Below are 16,979 nucleotides of genomic sequence, written 5' to 3'. Positions count from 1 at the left end.
TGATACCTCACGGCACACGGCCGGCGTCAGAATACACGACGCGCGGCACAGATATCACGGGTCTCTGACATGCGCAACGCGCCCACGCAGACTTGATTAAGATACATCCTGCAGGGGATTTTTAGTCGCGCGCCATCTATCGTTCCTCATAAATAATGAGGTGTCGAACCTTAGACCTGAGACGTCAGACGGGCGACCTTTCCAGATTGGCCTGGGGCTTGGCGGCGGCTTTTTCCAGCTGCTTGGTCCAGCCTTCGCGCGTGCCGAAATACTGGACGCGGCCGCCCTGCATCACCACCAGCTTGTCCACGACCGCCAGAATACCGGCGCGGTGCGCAATGACCACGACCGAACCGCCACCGGCGCGGAAGCCGGCAATCGCCTTGGCCAGCATTTCCTCACCGGCGCTGTCGAGGTGGGAGTTCGGCTCGTCGAGCACCAGCAGGCTTGGCCCGCCGTAGAAGGCCCGCGCCAGGCCGATCAATTGCGCCTGCCCGGCTGACAGCCCCTGGCCGTTGACGCTGAGACGGGTATTGTAGCCATTGGGAAGGCGCATGATCAGCTCATGCACGCCGGCGGCCTGCGCAGCACGCACAACGCCGGCATCGACGGCGTCGGCATCGGTCGTCAGCAGGTGTTCGAAACGGCAGATATTGTCGCGCACCGTGCCTTCGAACAGAACCGTGTCCTGCGGGAAATAGCCGACGTGTCGCGCCAGGCGGTCGGGATCCCACTCGCGGCGCTCGCCACTGTCGATGCGCACCGCGCCGGTGTCGTAGACCTCGGCGCCGACGATCACGCGCGCCAGAGTCGTCTTGCCGGCCCCGCTGGGTCCGACCACGCCCAGGACTTCGCCCGGCTGGATGGCAAAGCTGACATTGGCCAGCAGGTAAGTCTTGAGCTGGTGGTTGGCGACCGACACGCCTTCGACATCGAGCTGGCCGCGCGGGGGCGGCAGGTTGACATAGTCCGGCTTGGCTTCGACCGAATTGAACAGGTCGTTCAGCGAGAAAAAGCCGTTATAGCCGGCGACCAGCGATTTCCACGACGCAATCGTCTGGTCGATCGGCGCCGTGGCGCGCGAAATCAGCAGCGAGGCGGCGAACACCGCGCCCGGCGAAATCTTGTGCTCGACCGCCAGCAGGGCGCCAACGCCCAGGCCCACCGACTGCAGCAGAAGGCGGAAGAACTTGGCGGCCGCCCGGTAACGGTTGCCCGACATGCCGGCGTGGACATTGCTTTCCATCGCCTCGTGGCGGCTGCGCATCTGCGACATGACCATGGCTTCGCGCATGCCCAGGGCCGAAATGATGTCTGCCCGGGCAGTGAGGACATCCTGGGCGGCATAGGCGCGCGTCATGCCCTGCGTCGCCACGGTCAGTTGCTTATAGGTCGCGCGTTCGTTCATGACGGCCAGAATGGTCAATATGACCGCGCCCGCCAGACAGACCAGGGCCAGGTACGGATGCAGCAGGAAGCACAGCAGGATGTAGATGATAATCCACGGCGCGTCACACAAGGCGAGAAAGCCCTGGCCGCTGATGGCCTGCTTGAAACTGTCGAAGCTGCGCATGACGTTGGCGGTCGGGCGCGCTTCGGTCGAGCGGACCTGCATCGACAGGATCTGGGTCAGGATCGGCCCCGACAGCTCCATGTCGAGCTTGAGGCCCGAGCGGACCAGCAGCCGGGTGCGCAGATTGTCGAGCATGGCCAGGACAAGGAAAGCCACTATGGTGATCAGGCTGAGGAAGAACAGGGTGGACAGGCCGCCGGTCGGCATGACCCGGTTATAGACCTGGAGCATATATAGCGTCGGCGTCAGATACAGCACGTTCAGGAAGAGGCTGAAGATCATCACATTGACGAAATGCGGCTTGCAGGTTTCCAGCGCGTTGGCCAGGACACCATTGATCTTTTTACCCAACAGGACCATAACGCCCCCTAATCTGTTGTGTTGAAATATCGCGCCGTTTCCGGCAAAAGCATCACCGTCAATTTATTGCTTTTCCTTATTAGTCCTGACCATAAATAGCAAGCTGGCTCATGAGATCGTGGCCAGCCATTTCCCGGGGGTTCACGCATGGCCGGCGAAATCGTCGTCTTCAAGAACAAAGTCGCGGACATGGTCCGCCGCTATGTCGCGCCCACCGCTGCTGACGGCATCGGAACCGCTGACGCATCGCGCGAAATCCGCCTGGGCTGGTGGTTGCTGTTCGGCTTCTTTGGCGTTTTCCTCGGCTGGGCGGCGCTGGCGCGGGTCGATGCTGCCGTGACGGCGCGCGGCACCATTGTCGTGTCCGGCAGCCTGCAGGAGGTTCAGCACAAGACCGGCGGCGTCGTGAAGAAGCTGCTTGTCCGCGAAGGCGCACACGTCGAAAAGGGCCAGGTCCTGATCGAACTGGCGGGTGACCAGTCTGAAGCCGCCGCCACCTCGCTGACGGCACAATATATTACGCTGAAAGTCCAGGAAGCGCGCCTGATGGCGGCCCAGGGCGGCGCCACCAGCTTCGAGGTTCCGCTGGAACTGCGCGACTATACCGGTCTCGAAAAGGAGATGGTCGATGAGGCCATGCGCCTCCAGCTCCAGGCCCTGCGCGCCGGCCAGGGTGCGCTTGGCAGCCAGATCTCGGTCCTGGGCCAGCAGCAAGGCCAGACCTCCCAGCAGATCGCCGGCGCACGCCAGCGCATCGCCGCCAATCTTCGCCAGCAAGAACTGACACGCCAGGAACTGGCGGGCGTCGACTCGCTGGAAAAGCGCGGCTATGCGCCCAAGACCCGCGTGCGTGAACTGGAAAGCCGCGTTGCCGGCCTCGAGGGCGAAAACGGCGCGCTCAATGCCTCGGTCGCCCAGGCCAACGGTGCCATAGGCGAAAGCCGGATGCGCATGCTGACCCTGCGCCAGCAATATTTCCAGGACCTGGTCACCGACCTGCGCGACACGCAGCTCAAGCTGTCTAATATCGTTCCGCAGATGACAGCCGCCAATACCGAATTCGACCGCATCCAGGTCCGCGCCCCTGTGACGGGCAAGGTCCTGGGCCTGACCGCCCATACCGAAGGCGGCGTCATCGCGCCGGGCGACAAGATCCTGAGCGTTGTGCCGGACAAGGCGCCGCTGGTCATCGACGCCTATATTCTGCCACAGGACGGTGACGATGTCCGCGCCGGCCAGACCGCCCGCATCCGCTTTTCGGGTCTTTATGAACGCGACCTGCCCGACCTGACCGGCAAGGTGCTGGATGTCTCGGGCGACAGCTTCACCGATCCGAAGACCGGACAATCCTTCTTCAAGGCCAAGATCGAGGTCAGCGAGAAGAGCCTGGCCGTCGTCAAGAAGGCGCGCGGCTGGGAAGACACCATCAAGCCGGGCCTGCCCGTCGAGATCAACATACCGACGCGCAAGCGCACCATGCTGACCTACCTGCTCGAGCCATTGAACGAGACCTTCTCGCACACCTTCACCGAGCACTAGGTCTCGCACGCACTACGCTATTAAAAAAGGCCCGCGCTCCATGAGTGCGGGCCTTCTTAATTTAACTCGCTGATGGGTCAGCTTGCCAGCTGGCGCTGCACCACCGGCTTGCCGGCGACTTCCTCGATCAGCTGCAACTGACGCGGCAGACAGATCTGCAGGCTGTAATTGTCGAGGATGGTCTTGCGGGCGGCCTCGCGCAGGTGCTGCGCGTCCTTGTCCTTGAGCGCCTTGACGATGGTGCGGTTCAACTGGGCCGTATCGAAGAAGTCGGTCAGATAGCCATTTTCGCCGTCCTTCAGGACCTCCTGAACCGGCGCCGTGTCCGAAGCGACCATCAGGCAGCCAGCCGACATCGCCTCCATGAACGACCACGACAGGACGAAGGGGTAGGTCAGGTAGACGTGGACCGACGAGACCTGCAGCAGGCGGACGTAGTTGTCATAGGGCAACTGGCCCAGGAAGTGGACGCGGTCGCTCTTCAGCCCCACCTCCTTCGTCAGGACCTCACGCCAGTTGCCGCCCTCCTTGGGCGCCGCGCCATAGGAGACGTTGTCACCGCCGACAATGACGACCTTGGCGTTCGGCCGCAGCTTGAGCAGCTCCGGCAGGGCGCGCATGAAGATATGGAAGCCACGATAGGGCTCAAGATTGCGGGCGACATAGGTAATGACCTCGTCGCCCTTGCGCAGTTCGGTGCCGTCCGGCAGGGTGAAGAGCGCCTCGGCATTCGGCTGCACCTTCTGGACGTCGATACCGTCGAATATGGTGGCGATCTTCGGCTGGAAGACGGCCGGATGGCGCGACTTCTGCCACTGGGTCGGGCTCCAGCCACGATCGGCCAGCTCCAGCGACATCAGCAGGTGGGAGTTACGCGCCCGCACCCGGCACAGGTCGTCGAGCATGACCTCCTTGTCCTTGTCGAAGCCAACATCGGCGCCAAAAGCGGTGTAGTAGAATTCGCAATAGCTCAGGAGCGGTGAGCGCGGGTAGATTTCCTTGATGAACAGGGTCTCACCCCAGCCCGGATGGGCGATGATGATGTCGGGAATAAAGCCTTCCTGACGCAGTTGCTGGGCTAGGCGCGCGACCTGCTGGCCGTGCAGGATCGAGTTTTCGAACAGGCGCAGATAATGGTGCGTCGACGCGTGGGCAACGCGATGTGGCTGGTAAACCAGCTTGCGTACGCCTTTCAGCTCGACCGTCTTCTGCTTGGTGATGAAAACGACCTCATGGCCCATATTGGCCAGGGTGGGCGCCAGATACTTGTACTGACCCGGCATGTTTTGATGAATAAAAAGAATGCGCATGCCCGTCTCCCCGGCCTTATTGCTTGGTTGCGATATCCAGGTCGAAGCCGCCACGCAGGTTTCGCCATATCGCCCTAAATGCCGCCACACTATACCGGAGATGGCATCCGGTCGAGCCCTTAACCCACCAGATGGTTTGACTTTCCAGCGTCATGCGGGAATATCTCGCAGCGCAGCAAGCCGAGGCACCATGGACCGTAGGAAACTCGATACGCTTCAGGCCGGACGCGGATTTGCCGCCCTGGCCGTGCTGCTGTTCCACGTCGAAACGACGCTGCAGATGGCCAAGTACTTCGGCCACGAGACCTTTGTCGTCTTCAGGGGCGGCTATATCGGCATCGATTTCTTCTTCGTCCTGTCGGGCTTCGTCATCATGCTGGCGCACGAGAACGACCTTGGGCGGCCTGAGCGCGTTCTCAGTTTTCTGTGGCGGCGCTTCAAGCGGATCTATCCTCTGCTATGGGTGACGCTGCTCCTGACCAGCCTGATGGTCGTCTTCGTGCTGAAGACCATTCCCTCCGTTTGGGACATCATCGCCGGCTTTCTTATTCTGCCCGCGACGACCGACCCACTGCTAACGGTCGAATGGACCCTGCGGCGTGAAATCATCTTCTATGCCCTGTTCGCCTTCATGATCCTGTGGCGCGGGCCGGGATTGGCCGTGCTCGGCAGCTGGTTCCTGCTGTCGCTTGTCCTGCCTTATCTCGGCGTCACCGGCCTGTCTGCGGTGTTTTTCGACACGCACCATCTTCTCTTTGGCCTTGGCATGGGCATCTGCTGGCTCTACCGGCGCGGACTTATCCGCTATCCGGCCGTGCTGACGGGCGCGGGAAGCCTGCTTTACTTTGGCATGTGGGGTATTCTGGCCTTCAATTATCAGCTCCACGGCGACCCGACCTGCCGGCTGCTGGCCGGAACCGGCGCGGCCGTGGCCATAGCCGGCCTGGTAGGGCTTGAATCGCAGACGGGACTGCGCGTGCCCCGCCCGCTGATCCTTCTGGGCGAAGCGTCCTACGCCATATATTTGATCCATTTGCCCATCATATCAGCGCTTGGCCGCGTCGCCGCCCGCTTCCGCGACCAGGTGCCTGCAGCCGTTCTGGTGCTGGGTGTCGCGATCCTGGCCCTTGCAATCGGTGTCGCCTACCACATATGGGTCGAGCGGCCGCTGATGCGGTTCGTCAATCGTCTGGGCCCACCGCGTCAAACGACGGGTAATGTTTGAGTAAGCCTGTCGTTTAGGCGCAAATTTACCTTCGGGACTTAGCGTCCCTTAGACTCGAGCTTCCCACATCTGGGACTTCCAGATCAGAATTCAAAGTTTGGTGTGTATCATGCGTAACCTTCCCCGCCTTATCAGCCTGTCCCTCGCAGCCATTCCGGCAGCGCTCCTGCTGTCCGCCTGTGGCGGCGAGTCCGCGACGGCATCGCGCACACCCACAGCCAATAATGCTCCGCCATCGACGCCCTTGCCTCAGGCGGGCGCCCCCGGGCAGGGCACTCCCGCGCCGGGCGAATCCCCTCAGGCGGACGCCGGCGACGCCCCGCTTCAGCCCTCCGACTACAAGCCCGATCCGACCTATCTTCCGGACGACAGCCATCTGGGTGCCGCCTCCTGATTCATTGGGGCAAACGGCTGCTCGCATTGTAATTTAAGCATTGCAAATGCGCCGCCTTTCTCGTTTATAAAGGCCACCTGAATTTCAGTCGCGACACCCGATCCCTGCGGGAACTGCAAGGCTTCCCGCTTTAGTATTTTTGCGTCACCGCGTACCAGGCGCATTAAAGAGGCTGTTTCCATGCATTTAATGGTACGTGTAAAAACGTATTGCGCATGGCTTCGGTTCGGGATCGAGTGCCGGACACCGGAGACCTCGGCGGTATAAACGCACAGTGACGACGCATCGCACCATTCTGATCGTAAATACGCTCTATCCCCCGTCCCAGGTAGGCGGCGCCGAGAAGTCGGTCTCTCTGCTGGCCGAGGCGCTTGTGCGCGCCGGCAACCGGGTCATCTGCGTGTGTCTCACGGACGCGCCTTCGCGCATCGACGAAGAGCGTAACGGCGTCACTGTGGTGCGGCTGCCGCTCGACAATCTCTACTGGCCGTATGACGGCGGCGCCAAGCCATCGGGCGCGAAACGTATCCTCTGGCACCTTATAGATATGTGGAACGTCAAGGCCGCGCGGCGATTCGCGCCATTGCTCGACGAATTCAAGCCTGATGTCGTACACACCAACAACCTGACCGGTTTTTCGGTAGCGGTCTGGCACGAGATCCGCAAGCGTGGCATTCCGATCGTGCACACCCTGCGCGACTACTCACTGGCGTGCGGGCGATCGGCGCTGTTCCGCGACAATCACCTTTGTGAGACCCGCTGCCTGGATTGCAAGGCGCTGACGGCCATCCGCCAGTGGAAGTCGACCGAGGTCGACAAGGTCGCCTCCAACAGCGCCTATGTCATAGCTGCGCACGACCAACACGGCTTCTTCAAGGGCAAGCCATCGGCCGTCATCTACAATATCGCCGACCTGAGCGCCAAGCCGACGCGCGCCAATACCCCTGATGATATCCTGGTCTTCGGTTTTATCGGCCGCGTCGAGGAAGAAAAAGGTATCGAGGTCGTGCTTGAAGCCACCCGGGCGATGGAGACGTCGAACTGGCGCCTGGCCATAGCCGGACGCGGCATTCCCGAATATGTCGAAGGCCTCAAGGCCAGATATAATGACCCGCGCATCGAATGGCTCGGCTTTGCTTCGCCGGACACCTTCTATTCCAGTATAGACACGTCGCTGATTGCGTCCATCTGGCCCGAACCCCTGCCCCGGACCCTGATCGAAAGCTTTGCCTATGGCCGGAGCGCCATTTGCGCGCGTTCGGGCGGGATTCCAGAGATCGCCGCACAGGGCAAGTGCGTGGCGGAATACGACGCCTTCGATATCGCCGCCCTGGCGCGGCTGATGGACGCTGCCGTGCGCGACGCTGGTCGGTGGAAGGACGCGCACACGCCCGATCCGGACTTCTTCTCGGCCTTTTCGGAGGCGGAGGTCGTTGGCCGCTACAGCGACCTTTATTTCGAATCCCGCTGAAGGCTTTCGAACTGCCCTCGGCAGTCGCCACTGATTATCAGCCCAGGTTTTGGTGCTATGACGAATTGCCCGAGCGGGCGTTTCGGCGCGGCCGTTGCGTCATCTCAGGACGCGGATGCAGTATGATCTTTTCCCGCGCAGGGGCGGCGCGCGCGAACATGCGTTCCTTGAGATAATCGCGTTTGCGCTTGGAAAACAGCGCGTCGTAGATTGTCAGCGCAACAATGGCCATGAGGTAGGTTGCGAGTTGCGGACGGGTAAATACCGGAAACGCAAACCAGAGCAATATCGATCCGGCGGCAAATGGGTATAGCACCAGGCCTGTCGTCTCACCCTTGATGGCCTTCTTCCAGAAAATGCAGGTCAGCGCACCCAGGATGGCCATGAACAGGTAGGTCCAAGGACCCCAATCCTGATAATAGTAGCCGAAAGCCGTGACCCAGTTGAAGGAGCGCGCCAGACCCGCCTGATGCGTGGCGTCAAACTCGGACAGGAATACACTCGTCGTATCCGGCAAACCCAGCAGGGCCTGGAAATTGACAATCTTATAGATAAAGGGTGCGTTACTCAGCCAGGCGAATGAATAGGTGCCTGTGCCGGCATAGGGAAACACCAGCCGCCCTTCGAGGACAGCGACGAGATGGTTGAATGATGCCGGGCCGTAGCCATACAAGGTACGCTGCATCTGAAATTCGCTGGTATTGCCGCGCAACAGGCTGAACGCCATGAAGATGACAATCATGCCGACCGCGGCAAATGCCGAAAGTGTGACCAGTTTACGCACATTGATTTTGCCGCTGGTCGCTTTCATTACCAGATACACAATCAACGAACCCACCAGCAGGGGGATGATCTCGTAGCGCGCCACCTTGACGACCGAAATCAACACGGCCAGAACCAAGGCGCCGGTAATGCTAAGCGCGGATAGCCTGGCCTGAGGCGAATTCAGGTTTTCGAACACAACCATGTGCTTGCCCATAGACCACCAGACCAGGGCAATCAGGAGCGGTTGCACGCCCGCGAGACCGCCAGTGGTATCCATCACCTGCTTCGCAACATCGCCGTCACCGGAAAGGACCAGGCCAATCAGGCCCGGCGTGTTCTTGAGGATCAGCATCATGCTGAAAAGATTGAGCGCGGCTACGGTAATCAGTGGTGGGAGATGGTAGAGCTTGTTCTGGACGAGAGCCTGCTTTTCCCGGCGCCGCTTGTTCTGTATCGCCAGCGTAGAATTTCGGGCGTTTCCTCCCATCAGGAAGAACCCTGCCAGGAAAGACAGACAGCTCATTCCGTACAAGAACAGGAGCTTGCCGTTCCCAGCCATGAGATTGGGCTCGTACATGACCGCTTCATACGCATCCTTTGGGATCATAACGGATGCGACGCATATCAGGTACGCGACCAGGACCATTCCAACCGGTGAAACAGCGGTAAAAACGTTTAAGCCAGTCCCACGAAACACATTGAACATTACACTTAGTCCCACCAATTGATGCGCCGCAGCAATTAACACATATTTTATGTTAAGACTAATGGCAAGTAACGAGTATTCTCATGCCTGGGAATGCCGCATACCAAGCCCTGCGCAACAAGGCCTTTACGGTCAATGACCGGTGTAAAATTACTTAATAAATTTGTCGAAAAACGGTCCAAATCCGCACCAAAATATGGCGGTTGCAATGCAAAATTCAAACGGCCTTCATAATTAAAAATCACCTCACAAGTGGATTCCTGTTAACACTTTTCTGCAACAATTCGCCTGTGTGGTGAAAGCGTTCGTCAGGTGGCGAATGCGTTGCAGTTGAGTACGAGTATGGATGATTTAGCTAGTGAGGCCCCCGAAAAATTCGAGGCCCCGTCCGCGGACCATCGTGAACGCGACGCGCAACAGGTTAAACGACGTCCCCGCAAGGTAGCGACGGCTGGTATTTCTGCCGTCATGGCCGCGGCCCTCACCGCTTGTGGCGGTGGCGGCGGTGGCGGCGGAAGCAGTGGTGGTGGTGGTGGCGGCACAGCTCCGGCTCCAGCTCCGTCCCAGCCAGTTGTCGTTACGCCACCACCACAGATCAGCGATGCCGACGCGACGCGCTTTCTGCTTCAGACGCAGTTTTCCGCGTCCGACGCAGATATTGCGACGGTGAAAACGCAAGGTTATAGCGCGTGGCTCAACAGTCAGTACGGAATGGCCACGAGCACAAGCCTCTGGGACTGGCTTGATAGCCATGGCTACAATGCGATTACCCAGGACAAGTATTATTTCCACGTCGAACCCGCCGAAAATGGCCTTTGGTATCAACTGATCGCATCACCCGATCAGCTGCGTAAACGCATTACGCTGGCGCTATCGGAGCATTTTGTTGCGCCGTTCAATTCGACCAATATGTGGCCATCCTACATAGCCGCCGGCTATTGGGACATGCTCAACGCCAATGCTTTCGGAACGTTTCGCGCATTGCTCGAAGCCGTGACCCTGAACCTGCAGATGGGCATATTTCTGAACGTCGTGGGCAGCGGCAAGGCCGACAGCACCGGCAGGCGGCCCGACGAGAACTATGCGCGTGAATGCATGCAATTGTTCACCACCGGCCTGACGATGCTGAACATCGATGGCACGCCGAAGACGGATTTGTTTGGCAATCAGAGCGATGTTTTCAAACTGGACGACGTCACAAACCTGGCGCACGTCTTCACTGGCTATGCGGCGGACGTCGCCAATGTCCCTACGACGTCGGTATCGTGGGAAACCTTCGCCATCCGCGACCCAATGTACGCCCGACGTCCAATGATTGTTGTCAGGGGCGCCCACTCCACTGAGAGCGTTTCATTCCTGGGCACGACAATTCCGGCAAACACTGTGGCGGAAACCGCGTTGAAAATCGCTTTGGACACATTGTGCAATCACCCGAATGTCGGGCCTTTTTTTGCGTCTGCGATGATCAAGCTCTTGGTGTCATCCAATCCCAGCCCGGCCTATGTGGGGCGTGTCGCTGCAGCCTTCAACGACAACGGCGCCGGTGTTCGGGGAGATCTGAAGGCGGTTTGGACCGCTATATTCACCGATGCCGAGGCGCGCACGCTTCCCGATGCTGTGACCGGCGGCAAGCTGCGCGAACCTATCGTGCGCTTCGCACAGTGGGCGCGCACGGCGGAGGTCGCGACATCCACCGGCAAGTGGAGCATTGCCGACCTTTCAGGCATGCAGAGCCTGGGTCAAAGCCCTTTGCGCTCGCCATCTGTCTTCAACTTTTTCCGACCCGGCTATGTGCCACCCAATACGGCAATGGCCGACAGGAAAATGGTCGCGCCGGAGTTCCAGATCGTCAACGAGACGACGACGGCAGGTTACCTCAACTTTATGCTGAGCGCCGTCAAATCCGGCGTCAATGATGTGAAGCCGCAGTATACCGCGCTCATGGCCAAGGCTGATGACGCCGTGGGCCTCGTCAGTGCGCTCAATCTGCGCCTGACCGCCAACCAGCTGTCGGCCGCGACCGTTACCGTAATCCAGACCGCCGTCGCCGGCTTGCCCGCGACGACGGACAGCCAGAAGCTCAATCGCGTCCAGGCCGCCACCTTCCTGACCCTGGCTGCCCCCGAATATCTCATTCAGAAGTAGATCCTCCCATGATGATCGGCAAAACGCGGGACGTGACCCGCCGTTCACTTTTTTCGCGCCTGGGTAACCTGGCTATCGTCGGCGGCGCAGCCCCGTTCGCGCTCAACCTGGCCGCCATGGGCGAAGCGGCCGCCTTTACGAACAGCGACTATCGCGCGCTGGTCTGCGTCTTCCTGCACGGCGGTAACGACCAGGGCAGCACGCTTATTCCTTACGACTCGGCCAATTACGACCTGTACAGCGCCATTCGTGGCGGCGGCGCCGGTCAGACGGCGGGCGGCATCGCCTATGGTCGCGCCGACCTGGCGAACACCTCGCTGGCGACTCGCACGCCGCAAACCCTGACCGACGATCAGCAATACGCACTGTCGCCCTATCTCACCGGCCTCAAGGGCATGTGGAACCTGGGACGGATGGCCGTACAGCTCAATGTCGGTCCGCTGATACAGCCAACGACGTTGTCGCAGTACCAGAGCACCAACCGGACGGCGAACCCGTTGCCGCCGCGCCTGTTCTCGCACAATGACCAGCAGTCGGTCTGGCAGTCGCTTGCGCCGGAAGGCTCGACGACCGGATGGGCCGGCCGCATGGGTGACCTGGCGCTTTCGGGCAACGGCAACAGCCTGATGACCTGCATCTCGGCCTCCGGCAACGCCGTCTTCCTGTCGGGCGACCAGGCCGTGCAATATCAGATCGGTTCAAGTGGCGCCCTACCGGTGAACGCGTTGAAATCCCACGCATTCGGCTCTTCCGGCGTTACCGACGCCCTGAGCAGCCTCATCAGCCAGCCGCGCGCCAACATTTTCGAAGAAGAATACGCCAAAGTCCTGCGCCGCTCGGTCGCCTGGGAGGGCAGCGTGAACAGCGCCCTGTCTCCGGTTTCACTGTCGACCAGCTTCGACCTCGACGGCCAGTCGAACGGCCTTGCCAATCAGCTGAAGACCGTCGCCCGCCTGATCGGCGCGCGGAACGCGCTCGGCGTCAAGCGTCAGGTGTTTTTCGTCCAGCTGGGCGGTTTCGACACCCACGACCACCAGAACCAGGACCATCCGGTCGCTATGGCCCGGCTTAACGAGGCGCTGACCGCCTTCTATTCGGCGACGGTCGAAATGGGCGTTGCGGACCAGGTCACAACCTTTACGGCGTCGGATTTCGGCCGCACCCTGTCGTCCAACGGCACAGGTACCGACCATGGCTGGGGATCGCACCACTTCATCGTTGGCGGCGCCGTCAATGGCGGCCGTTACTACGGCACCGCGCCGCAGGTATCGCTGACCAGCGATGACCAGGTCGGTCAAGGCCGCCTGCTGCCGACAACTTCGGTCGATCAGTATGCCGCGACGCTGGCGCGCTGGTTCGGCGTATCGTCGTCGGAGATCAGCACCATCTTCCCGAATATCGGCCGGTTCGGCACTTCAGACCTGGGCTTCCTGGCGTAAGACCTGCGCGGATGGGCGGAAGGCAATTGCAATCCACCGGGGATTGCCGCTATATGTCTGCATCCGCACGGCTTTCTGTGTTTGTTATTTGCTGATCGTCGTCTAATCTCCCTGCAGTGCGCGAAGATCCATTCCGCTTTACCCGGCGTATATTCATGGGGACCATTATTTGCTCCCCGATGCGCCGCTCAATTCCCTGGAATGGACGGCTATTGAAGTTTTATGAAGTACTTGTGCGCAAGAAGCGCATACAGGTTCGATAATTTATAAAATGAGTAGAGACATATTAAATTACACGGCTCTAAGCTGCACACCCATTGGGGGAGGGCCTGTTGGCTAGCAGCGGTGAACATTTGCGCATACTTCATCTGGGCTCCCTGTACGCACCCTATTCGTTTGGCGGGGCTGAGCGCGTAACGGAGATCCTGGCGGAACATCAGGTCGCTGACGGTCATGAGGTCGCTGTCGCGCATCTGGTTCCGGCGCCGCAACACGATTCCGTACGCAATGGCGTCCAGATCAAGCCCATGGCCCATCGCAACCTTTTGTGGATCGAAGAGACGGGAAAGTTCCCGGCGCCTCTGCGGGTCATCAATAAAATTTTCAGCATTTTCAATGTGTTGATTGCCGGTGATCTCGGTGCGATCCTGGATCGCTTCAAGCCAGACGTTCTGCATAGCCATTCGATGGTCGAGCTGCCCCCCATGGTCTGGGCGGAGGCCCGCAAGCGCGGCATAGGTGTCGTCCATACGCTGCACGACTATGACCTTCTCTGCGTCCGCGCCGCCCTGTTCCGCAATGGCAAGACGTGCACGCGCCAGCACGCCGGCTGCTCCGTCGTTTCGGCGTGGAAACAGCGATTCCAGAACAATATCGACGTCGTGGTCGCCGTATCGAAGCATGTGCTCGACATCCACGAGCAATACGGCCTGTTTAAGAATCTGCCACCGGAGCGCAAGAGGGTCATCCTGAACCCCGTCGCCATGACGCCACCGAAGCATGCTCAGCCAAAGGACGAGACGTTCACCTTTGGCTACCTGGGCAGCATCAAGACCGAAAAGGGCATGGACGTCCTGATCGAGGCGTGCCGCGCTCTTGAGGCTTCCAGGCCGAAGACCGGCTGGCAGCTTAAGATCGCCGGCAATGCGCCTGGGGGCATGGCACCGTGGACCGCCAAGGCGGAAGGCCTGCCGGTCGAATTCCTGGGCTTTCAGAATGCCCCGGACTTCCTGTCTTCGATCGACGTACTGGTCGTGCCGTCCATATGGGCCGAGCCTTTCGGCCTGACGGTGATCGAGTCCTATGCCGTCGGCGTGCCGGTCATCTGCTCGAATGTCGGCGTCATGCCGGACATTGTCGGAAGCGTCACGCCTGATTGGGTCGTGCCCGCCTCGGATATCAATGCGCTGGCCGACCGCATGCAAAAGGTGCTGGCGGCCGGCCGCGCTGCCCTGCCGAAGCCGCCGGCGTTCGACGCCGTCATCGCTGCGGTCAAGCCCGACCGCATTCTCGATCAGTATCTGGATGCGTACCGCCAGGCCATCGCCATGACGAAGCCCGGGCCAGCAGATCATGAGCGCACAGAGCCCGCCGCGCTCACGGCCGGCTCTGCGACCTAAGCCGCATAAGCGGTTTACATGGTGATGTTGATGAAGTCGCGCTGGCGCCCGTTCAGCCGGACCGCCGTCAGGACGCCCGTCTCATAGGCGCCGGTATCGACGCCGATGCGCCACTCCTGATTGACCGGTTCGATCGTCGGCGTATGTCCATGCACGACGACGTAGTCGCAGGCCTTGGGCGTGCTGAGGAACTCGTCGCGAATCCACAGGAAGGTTTCAGGTCCCTGGTCAGACAGCGGCTTCTTGGGCGAGACCCCCGCATGGACGAAAAGATAATCGCCGGCCTGGAACAGGTATTTCATGCGCTGAATGAATTCGCGGTGTTGTGTCGGCAGGCGCTTGCGCAGCTCTTCGCGGACCGCGGCGGCCGTGCTGCGGAAGTCGAGATTGAACGGCACTTCCACGCCATAGGAGGTCGCACAGGTGTCGCCTCCGTATTTGAGCCACATGGCGTCGCCCGTGGCCAGGAAGTTCATCATCGCCCACTCGTGATTGCCGATCAGCACTTCGAGTTCGCACCAGCCCCTGCCGGCTTCGATATGGGACTGCATGCGCAGGATTTCGTCGATCACACGCGACGAAGCCGGGCCACGGTCGATGTAGTCACCCAGCAGGACGACGCGTGGTGTCACCCGGAACGCCTGTGCGTCCAGGCGTATTTTTTCCAGCAGGCCGCAGAACGGGTCGAACATGCCGTGGACGTCGCCGATCGCGTAGGTCAGGCGATCGATCTCGGCATTGTTAAAAGTCTGCTGTTTCTTTTTGAAAAGACCAAACAAGGGACACGAGACTCTGTGAATGCGGTTGACGTGGCGTCTGTGCAATGCAGCCTATCATATGCGGGCAATTTCGTAGCATGCAAGTTTGGGCATGCAAGTTCGGCCCATTTCAAAGCCACATGCGCCCGCCTCGCCATATTGCATCGCAGCACAAACCGGAATATCGTCATTTGTAGAGACAGCGCAAGAGGAATTTGACGTGAGCCCAACGAACATGTTGCGCGCGCTGTGCTATCGCGCCGGCCAATCCGTCTCGGAACCGGTTATAAAAAATCTTCAGATTCTTCGTTTTATCGCCGCAGCCTGTGTTCTGTTTGAGCACACGCAGTATGAATCGACCACCAGGCCCTTTATCGACAACAGCCACTATCAGCTTGTCGATTTCTTCTTCTGGCCGGGCGGCGTTGACATCTTTTTCGTCATCAGCGGCTTCATCATGTACACGATAGGCCGCCAGCAGTTCGGTAAGTCCAAAGCCTCAACCGACTTCATGCTGCGCCGGGTCGTCCGCGTCGTGCCCAGCTACTGGGTCTTCACAACCCTGATGATCATAGCCGCAGCCGTGTTCAGCGGCAGCGTCGACAAGGGCAGCATGTCCGCCCTCGACGTCGTCCGTTCTTATCTCTTCATTCCCTATGTCAACGCCTATGGCGGCTACTATCCCGTCCTGTCCCTGGGCTGGACGTTGAATTACGAGATGTTCTTCTACGTCCTGTTTGCCATTGCGCTGCTGTTCGATTTCCGCACAGGCATGATATTCGTCATTGCCTGCCTGACGGCGCTCGGCGTTGTCGGCATGACGGGTCTGGTCACGGTTCCGGTGCTGGCCTTCTGGTTCAATTCCATCGTTCTGGAGTTCGTATTCGGGATTGGCCTGGCGTGGCTCTATCAGAAGGGCTGGCGCCTTAACCGATTCGTCGGGATTGGCCTGTTCGTAACCGGCCTGCTGCTCGTCATGCTCGGCAAGCACCATCATCTCGACCTGACCGCCCTGAATACCCGCGCGCTGTGGCTGGGCATTCCGGCGCTGATGGCCTGCGCGGGCCTGGTCATGATCGAGACGCCCGGGACCGCGAACCCGATCATTCGCGCCCTCGTGTTCGGCGGTAATATATCTTTCGCCCTGTACCTGTCCCACCCGTTTGCCATCAACGTCTCGGCGCTGCTGGCCAAGAAGGCAGGCATCACCCAGCCCTGGCTGTTCATGAGCCTGGCCATGGTGGCTGCCCTCTGCGCCGCAGCAATCTTTTATCTCGTGATTGAAAAGCCCGTTACCCGCTTTCTCAATGGCCTGATAAGGAAGCGCGCTGTCCCGCACTCTACCTGAAATGGCACGACCTCCGCCCCATTTTGCTGCGGCCGCGAAGGTTTCCACTCTCCGATCAGGAGAAAACAGTTCACACAAGCCGGGTTAAGGATTAATAGTCGCAACGTTACAGGTGGCTGGCTGTTTGAAAAACAGGAAAAGCCCTGCCGACAACCAGTCTCGTATGCAGATTAATTTCAATGCGTTATAAGATTGGGTGCGGCTGGAGGGCAAAAGCCTGAAGGGCTTCGCCAGGGGTGAATGCGTTAACCCTGCCATCATGAAACGTCGTAAAAAATAAATTAAAGCGTTTCCGCCCTTCGCTATTGCAATATTTTATGCATAGCG

At 59.8% G+C, this 16,979-nt stretch carries 12 protein-coding genes; 8 read left to right on the top strand and 4 right to left on the bottom strand.

Translation table 11 applies throughout. From position 1 onward, the window contains the following. Window positions 1–184: 184 nt before the first annotated feature. Window positions 185–1,933 (bottom strand): type I secretion system permease/ATPase, encoded by a 1,749-nt coding sequence (locus AC1DON_RS08325; RefSeq protein ID WP_476934320.1) that lies wholly within the window; start codon window positions 1,931–1,933, stop codon window positions 185–187. A 147-nt stretch (window positions 1,934–2,080) separates the two neighbouring features. On the opposite strand from AC1DON_RS08325, the gene AC1DON_RS08320 reads away from it, so the two are divergent. Continuing rightward, window positions 2,081–3,472: an HlyD family type I secretion periplasmic adaptor subunit gene (locus AC1DON_RS08320; protein ID WP_476934319.1), complete on the top strand. Its 1,392-nt coding sequence runs from the start codon at window positions 2,081–2,083 to the stop codon at window positions 3,470–3,472. 77 nt (window positions 3,473–3,549) lie between these two features. On the opposite strand, the gene AC1DON_RS08315 is transcribed toward AC1DON_RS08320, so the two are convergent. Further along, window positions 3,550–4,782: a glycosyltransferase family 4 protein gene (locus AC1DON_RS08315; RefSeq protein WP_476934318.1), complete on the bottom strand. Its 1,233-nt coding sequence runs from the start codon at window positions 4,780–4,782 to the stop codon at window positions 3,550–3,552. 190 nt (window positions 4,783–4,972) lie between these two features. Here AC1DON_RS08315 and AC1DON_RS08310 point away from each other — a divergent pair, with 190 nt between their 5' ends. The 3 genes from AC1DON_RS08310 (at window position 4,973) to AC1DON_RS08300 (ending at window position 7,872) form a co-directional block, all read left to right on the top strand. Beyond that, a complete protein-coding gene (locus AC1DON_RS08310; RefSeq protein ID WP_476934317.1) occupies window positions 4,973–6,007 on the top strand; it encodes an acyltransferase family protein in 1,035 nt (344 codons plus the stop codon). Between the two features lie 109 nt (window positions 6,008–6,116). After that, window positions 6,117–6,401, top strand: coding sequence for a hypothetical protein (locus AC1DON_RS08305; RefSeq protein ID WP_476934316.1), 285 nt, complete (start codon window positions 6,117–6,119; stop codon window positions 6,399–6,401). Window positions 6,402–6,675: 274 nt separating this feature from the next. Further along, the gene (locus AC1DON_RS08300; protein WP_476934315.1) at window positions 6,676–7,872 is read left to right on the top strand and encodes a glycosyltransferase family 4 protein; all 1,197 of its coding nucleotides are present in this window, start codon (window positions 6,676–6,678) and stop codon (window positions 7,870–7,872) included. Between the two features lie 55 nt (window positions 7,873–7,927). Here the strand turns inward: AC1DON_RS08300 and AC1DON_RS08295 are convergent, their stop codons facing one another. Next, window positions 7,928–9,343 carry an O-antigen polymerase gene (locus tag AC1DON_RS08295; protein ID WP_476934314.1) on the bottom strand — a complete coding sequence of 472 codons (1,416 nt, stop codon included), beginning with the start codon at window positions 9,341–9,343 and terminating at the stop codon, window positions 7,928–7,930. Between the two features lie 468 nt (window positions 9,344–9,811). On the opposite strand from AC1DON_RS08295, the gene AC1DON_RS08290 reads away from it, so the two are divergent. The 3 genes from AC1DON_RS08290 (at window position 9,812) to AC1DON_RS08280 (ending at window position 14,546) form a co-directional block, all read left to right on the top strand. Continuing rightward, window positions 9,812–11,488 carry a DUF1800 domain-containing protein gene (locus AC1DON_RS08290; protein ID WP_476934313.1) on the top strand — a complete coding sequence of 559 codons (1,677 nt, stop codon included), beginning with the start codon at window positions 9,812–9,814 and terminating at the stop codon, window positions 11,486–11,488. Window positions 11,489–11,496: 8 nt separating this feature from the next. Continuing rightward, on the top strand, window positions 11,497–12,927 hold the full coding sequence (locus AC1DON_RS08285; protein ID WP_476934312.1) for a DUF1501 domain-containing protein: 1,431 nt from the start codon (window positions 11,497–11,499) through the stop codon (window positions 12,925–12,927). Between the two features lie 332 nt (window positions 12,928–13,259). Beyond that, entirely contained in the window at window positions 13,260–14,546 is a 1,287-nt protein-coding gene (locus AC1DON_RS08280; RefSeq protein ID WP_476934311.1) for a glycosyltransferase family 4 protein, read from the top strand. Window positions 14,547–14,560: 14 nt separating this feature from the next. Here the strand turns inward: AC1DON_RS08280 and AC1DON_RS08275 are convergent, their stop codons facing one another. Next, window positions 14,561–15,325 carry a metallophosphoesterase gene (locus AC1DON_RS08275; protein ID WP_476934310.1) on the bottom strand — a complete coding sequence of 255 codons (765 nt, stop codon included), beginning with the start codon at window positions 15,323–15,325 and terminating at the stop codon, window positions 14,561–14,563. Between the two features lie 199 nt (window positions 15,326–15,524). Between AC1DON_RS08275 and AC1DON_RS08270 the strand changes: the two genes are divergently transcribed. Further along, window positions 15,525–16,652 carry an acyltransferase family protein gene (locus AC1DON_RS08270; protein WP_476934309.1) on the top strand — a complete coding sequence of 376 codons (1,128 nt, stop codon included), beginning with the start codon at window positions 15,525–15,527 and terminating at the stop codon, window positions 16,650–16,652. Window positions 16,653–16,979: the final 327 nt, after the last annotated feature.

This window comes from Asticcacaulis sp. P4_H10 (assembly GCF_056400965.1).
Note: the sequence above shows the minus strand (reverse complement) of the source record. Positions and strands in the feature narration are given on the sequence as shown.

Excerpts from the sequence above, each read along its gene's own strand:
- AC1DON_RS08310 (WP_476934317.1), top strand. The coding sequence starts at position 4,973 with ATGGACCGTAGGAAACTCGATACGCTTCAGGCCGGACGCGGATTTGCC.
- AC1DON_RS08320 (WP_476934319.1), top strand. The coding sequence starts at position 2,081 with ATGGCCGGCGAAATCGTCGTCTTCAAGAACAAAGTCGCGGACATGGTC.
- AC1DON_RS08305 (WP_476934316.1), top strand. The coding sequence starts at position 6,117 with ATGCGTAACCTTCCCCGCCTTATCAGCCTGTCCCTCGCAGCCATTCCG.
- AC1DON_RS08315 (WP_476934318.1), bottom strand. The coding sequence starts at position 4,782 with ATGCGCATTCTTTTTATTCATCAAAACATGCCGGGTCAGTACAAGTAT.
- AC1DON_RS08285 (WP_476934312.1), top strand. The coding sequence starts at position 11,497 with ATGATGATCGGCAAAACGCGGGACGTGACCCGCCGTTCACTTTTTTCG.
- AC1DON_RS08325 (WP_476934320.1), bottom strand. The coding sequence starts at position 1,933 with ATGGTCCTGTTGGGTAAAAAGATCAATGGTGTCCTGGCCAACGCGCTG.
- AC1DON_RS08290 (WP_476934313.1), top strand. The coding sequence starts at position 9,812 with ATGGCCGCGGCCCTCACCGCTTGTGGCGGTGGCGGCGGTGGCGGCGGA.
- AC1DON_RS08295 (WP_476934314.1), bottom strand. The coding sequence starts at position 9,343 with ATGTTCAATGTGTTTCGTGGGACTGGCTTAAACGTTTTTACCGCTGTT.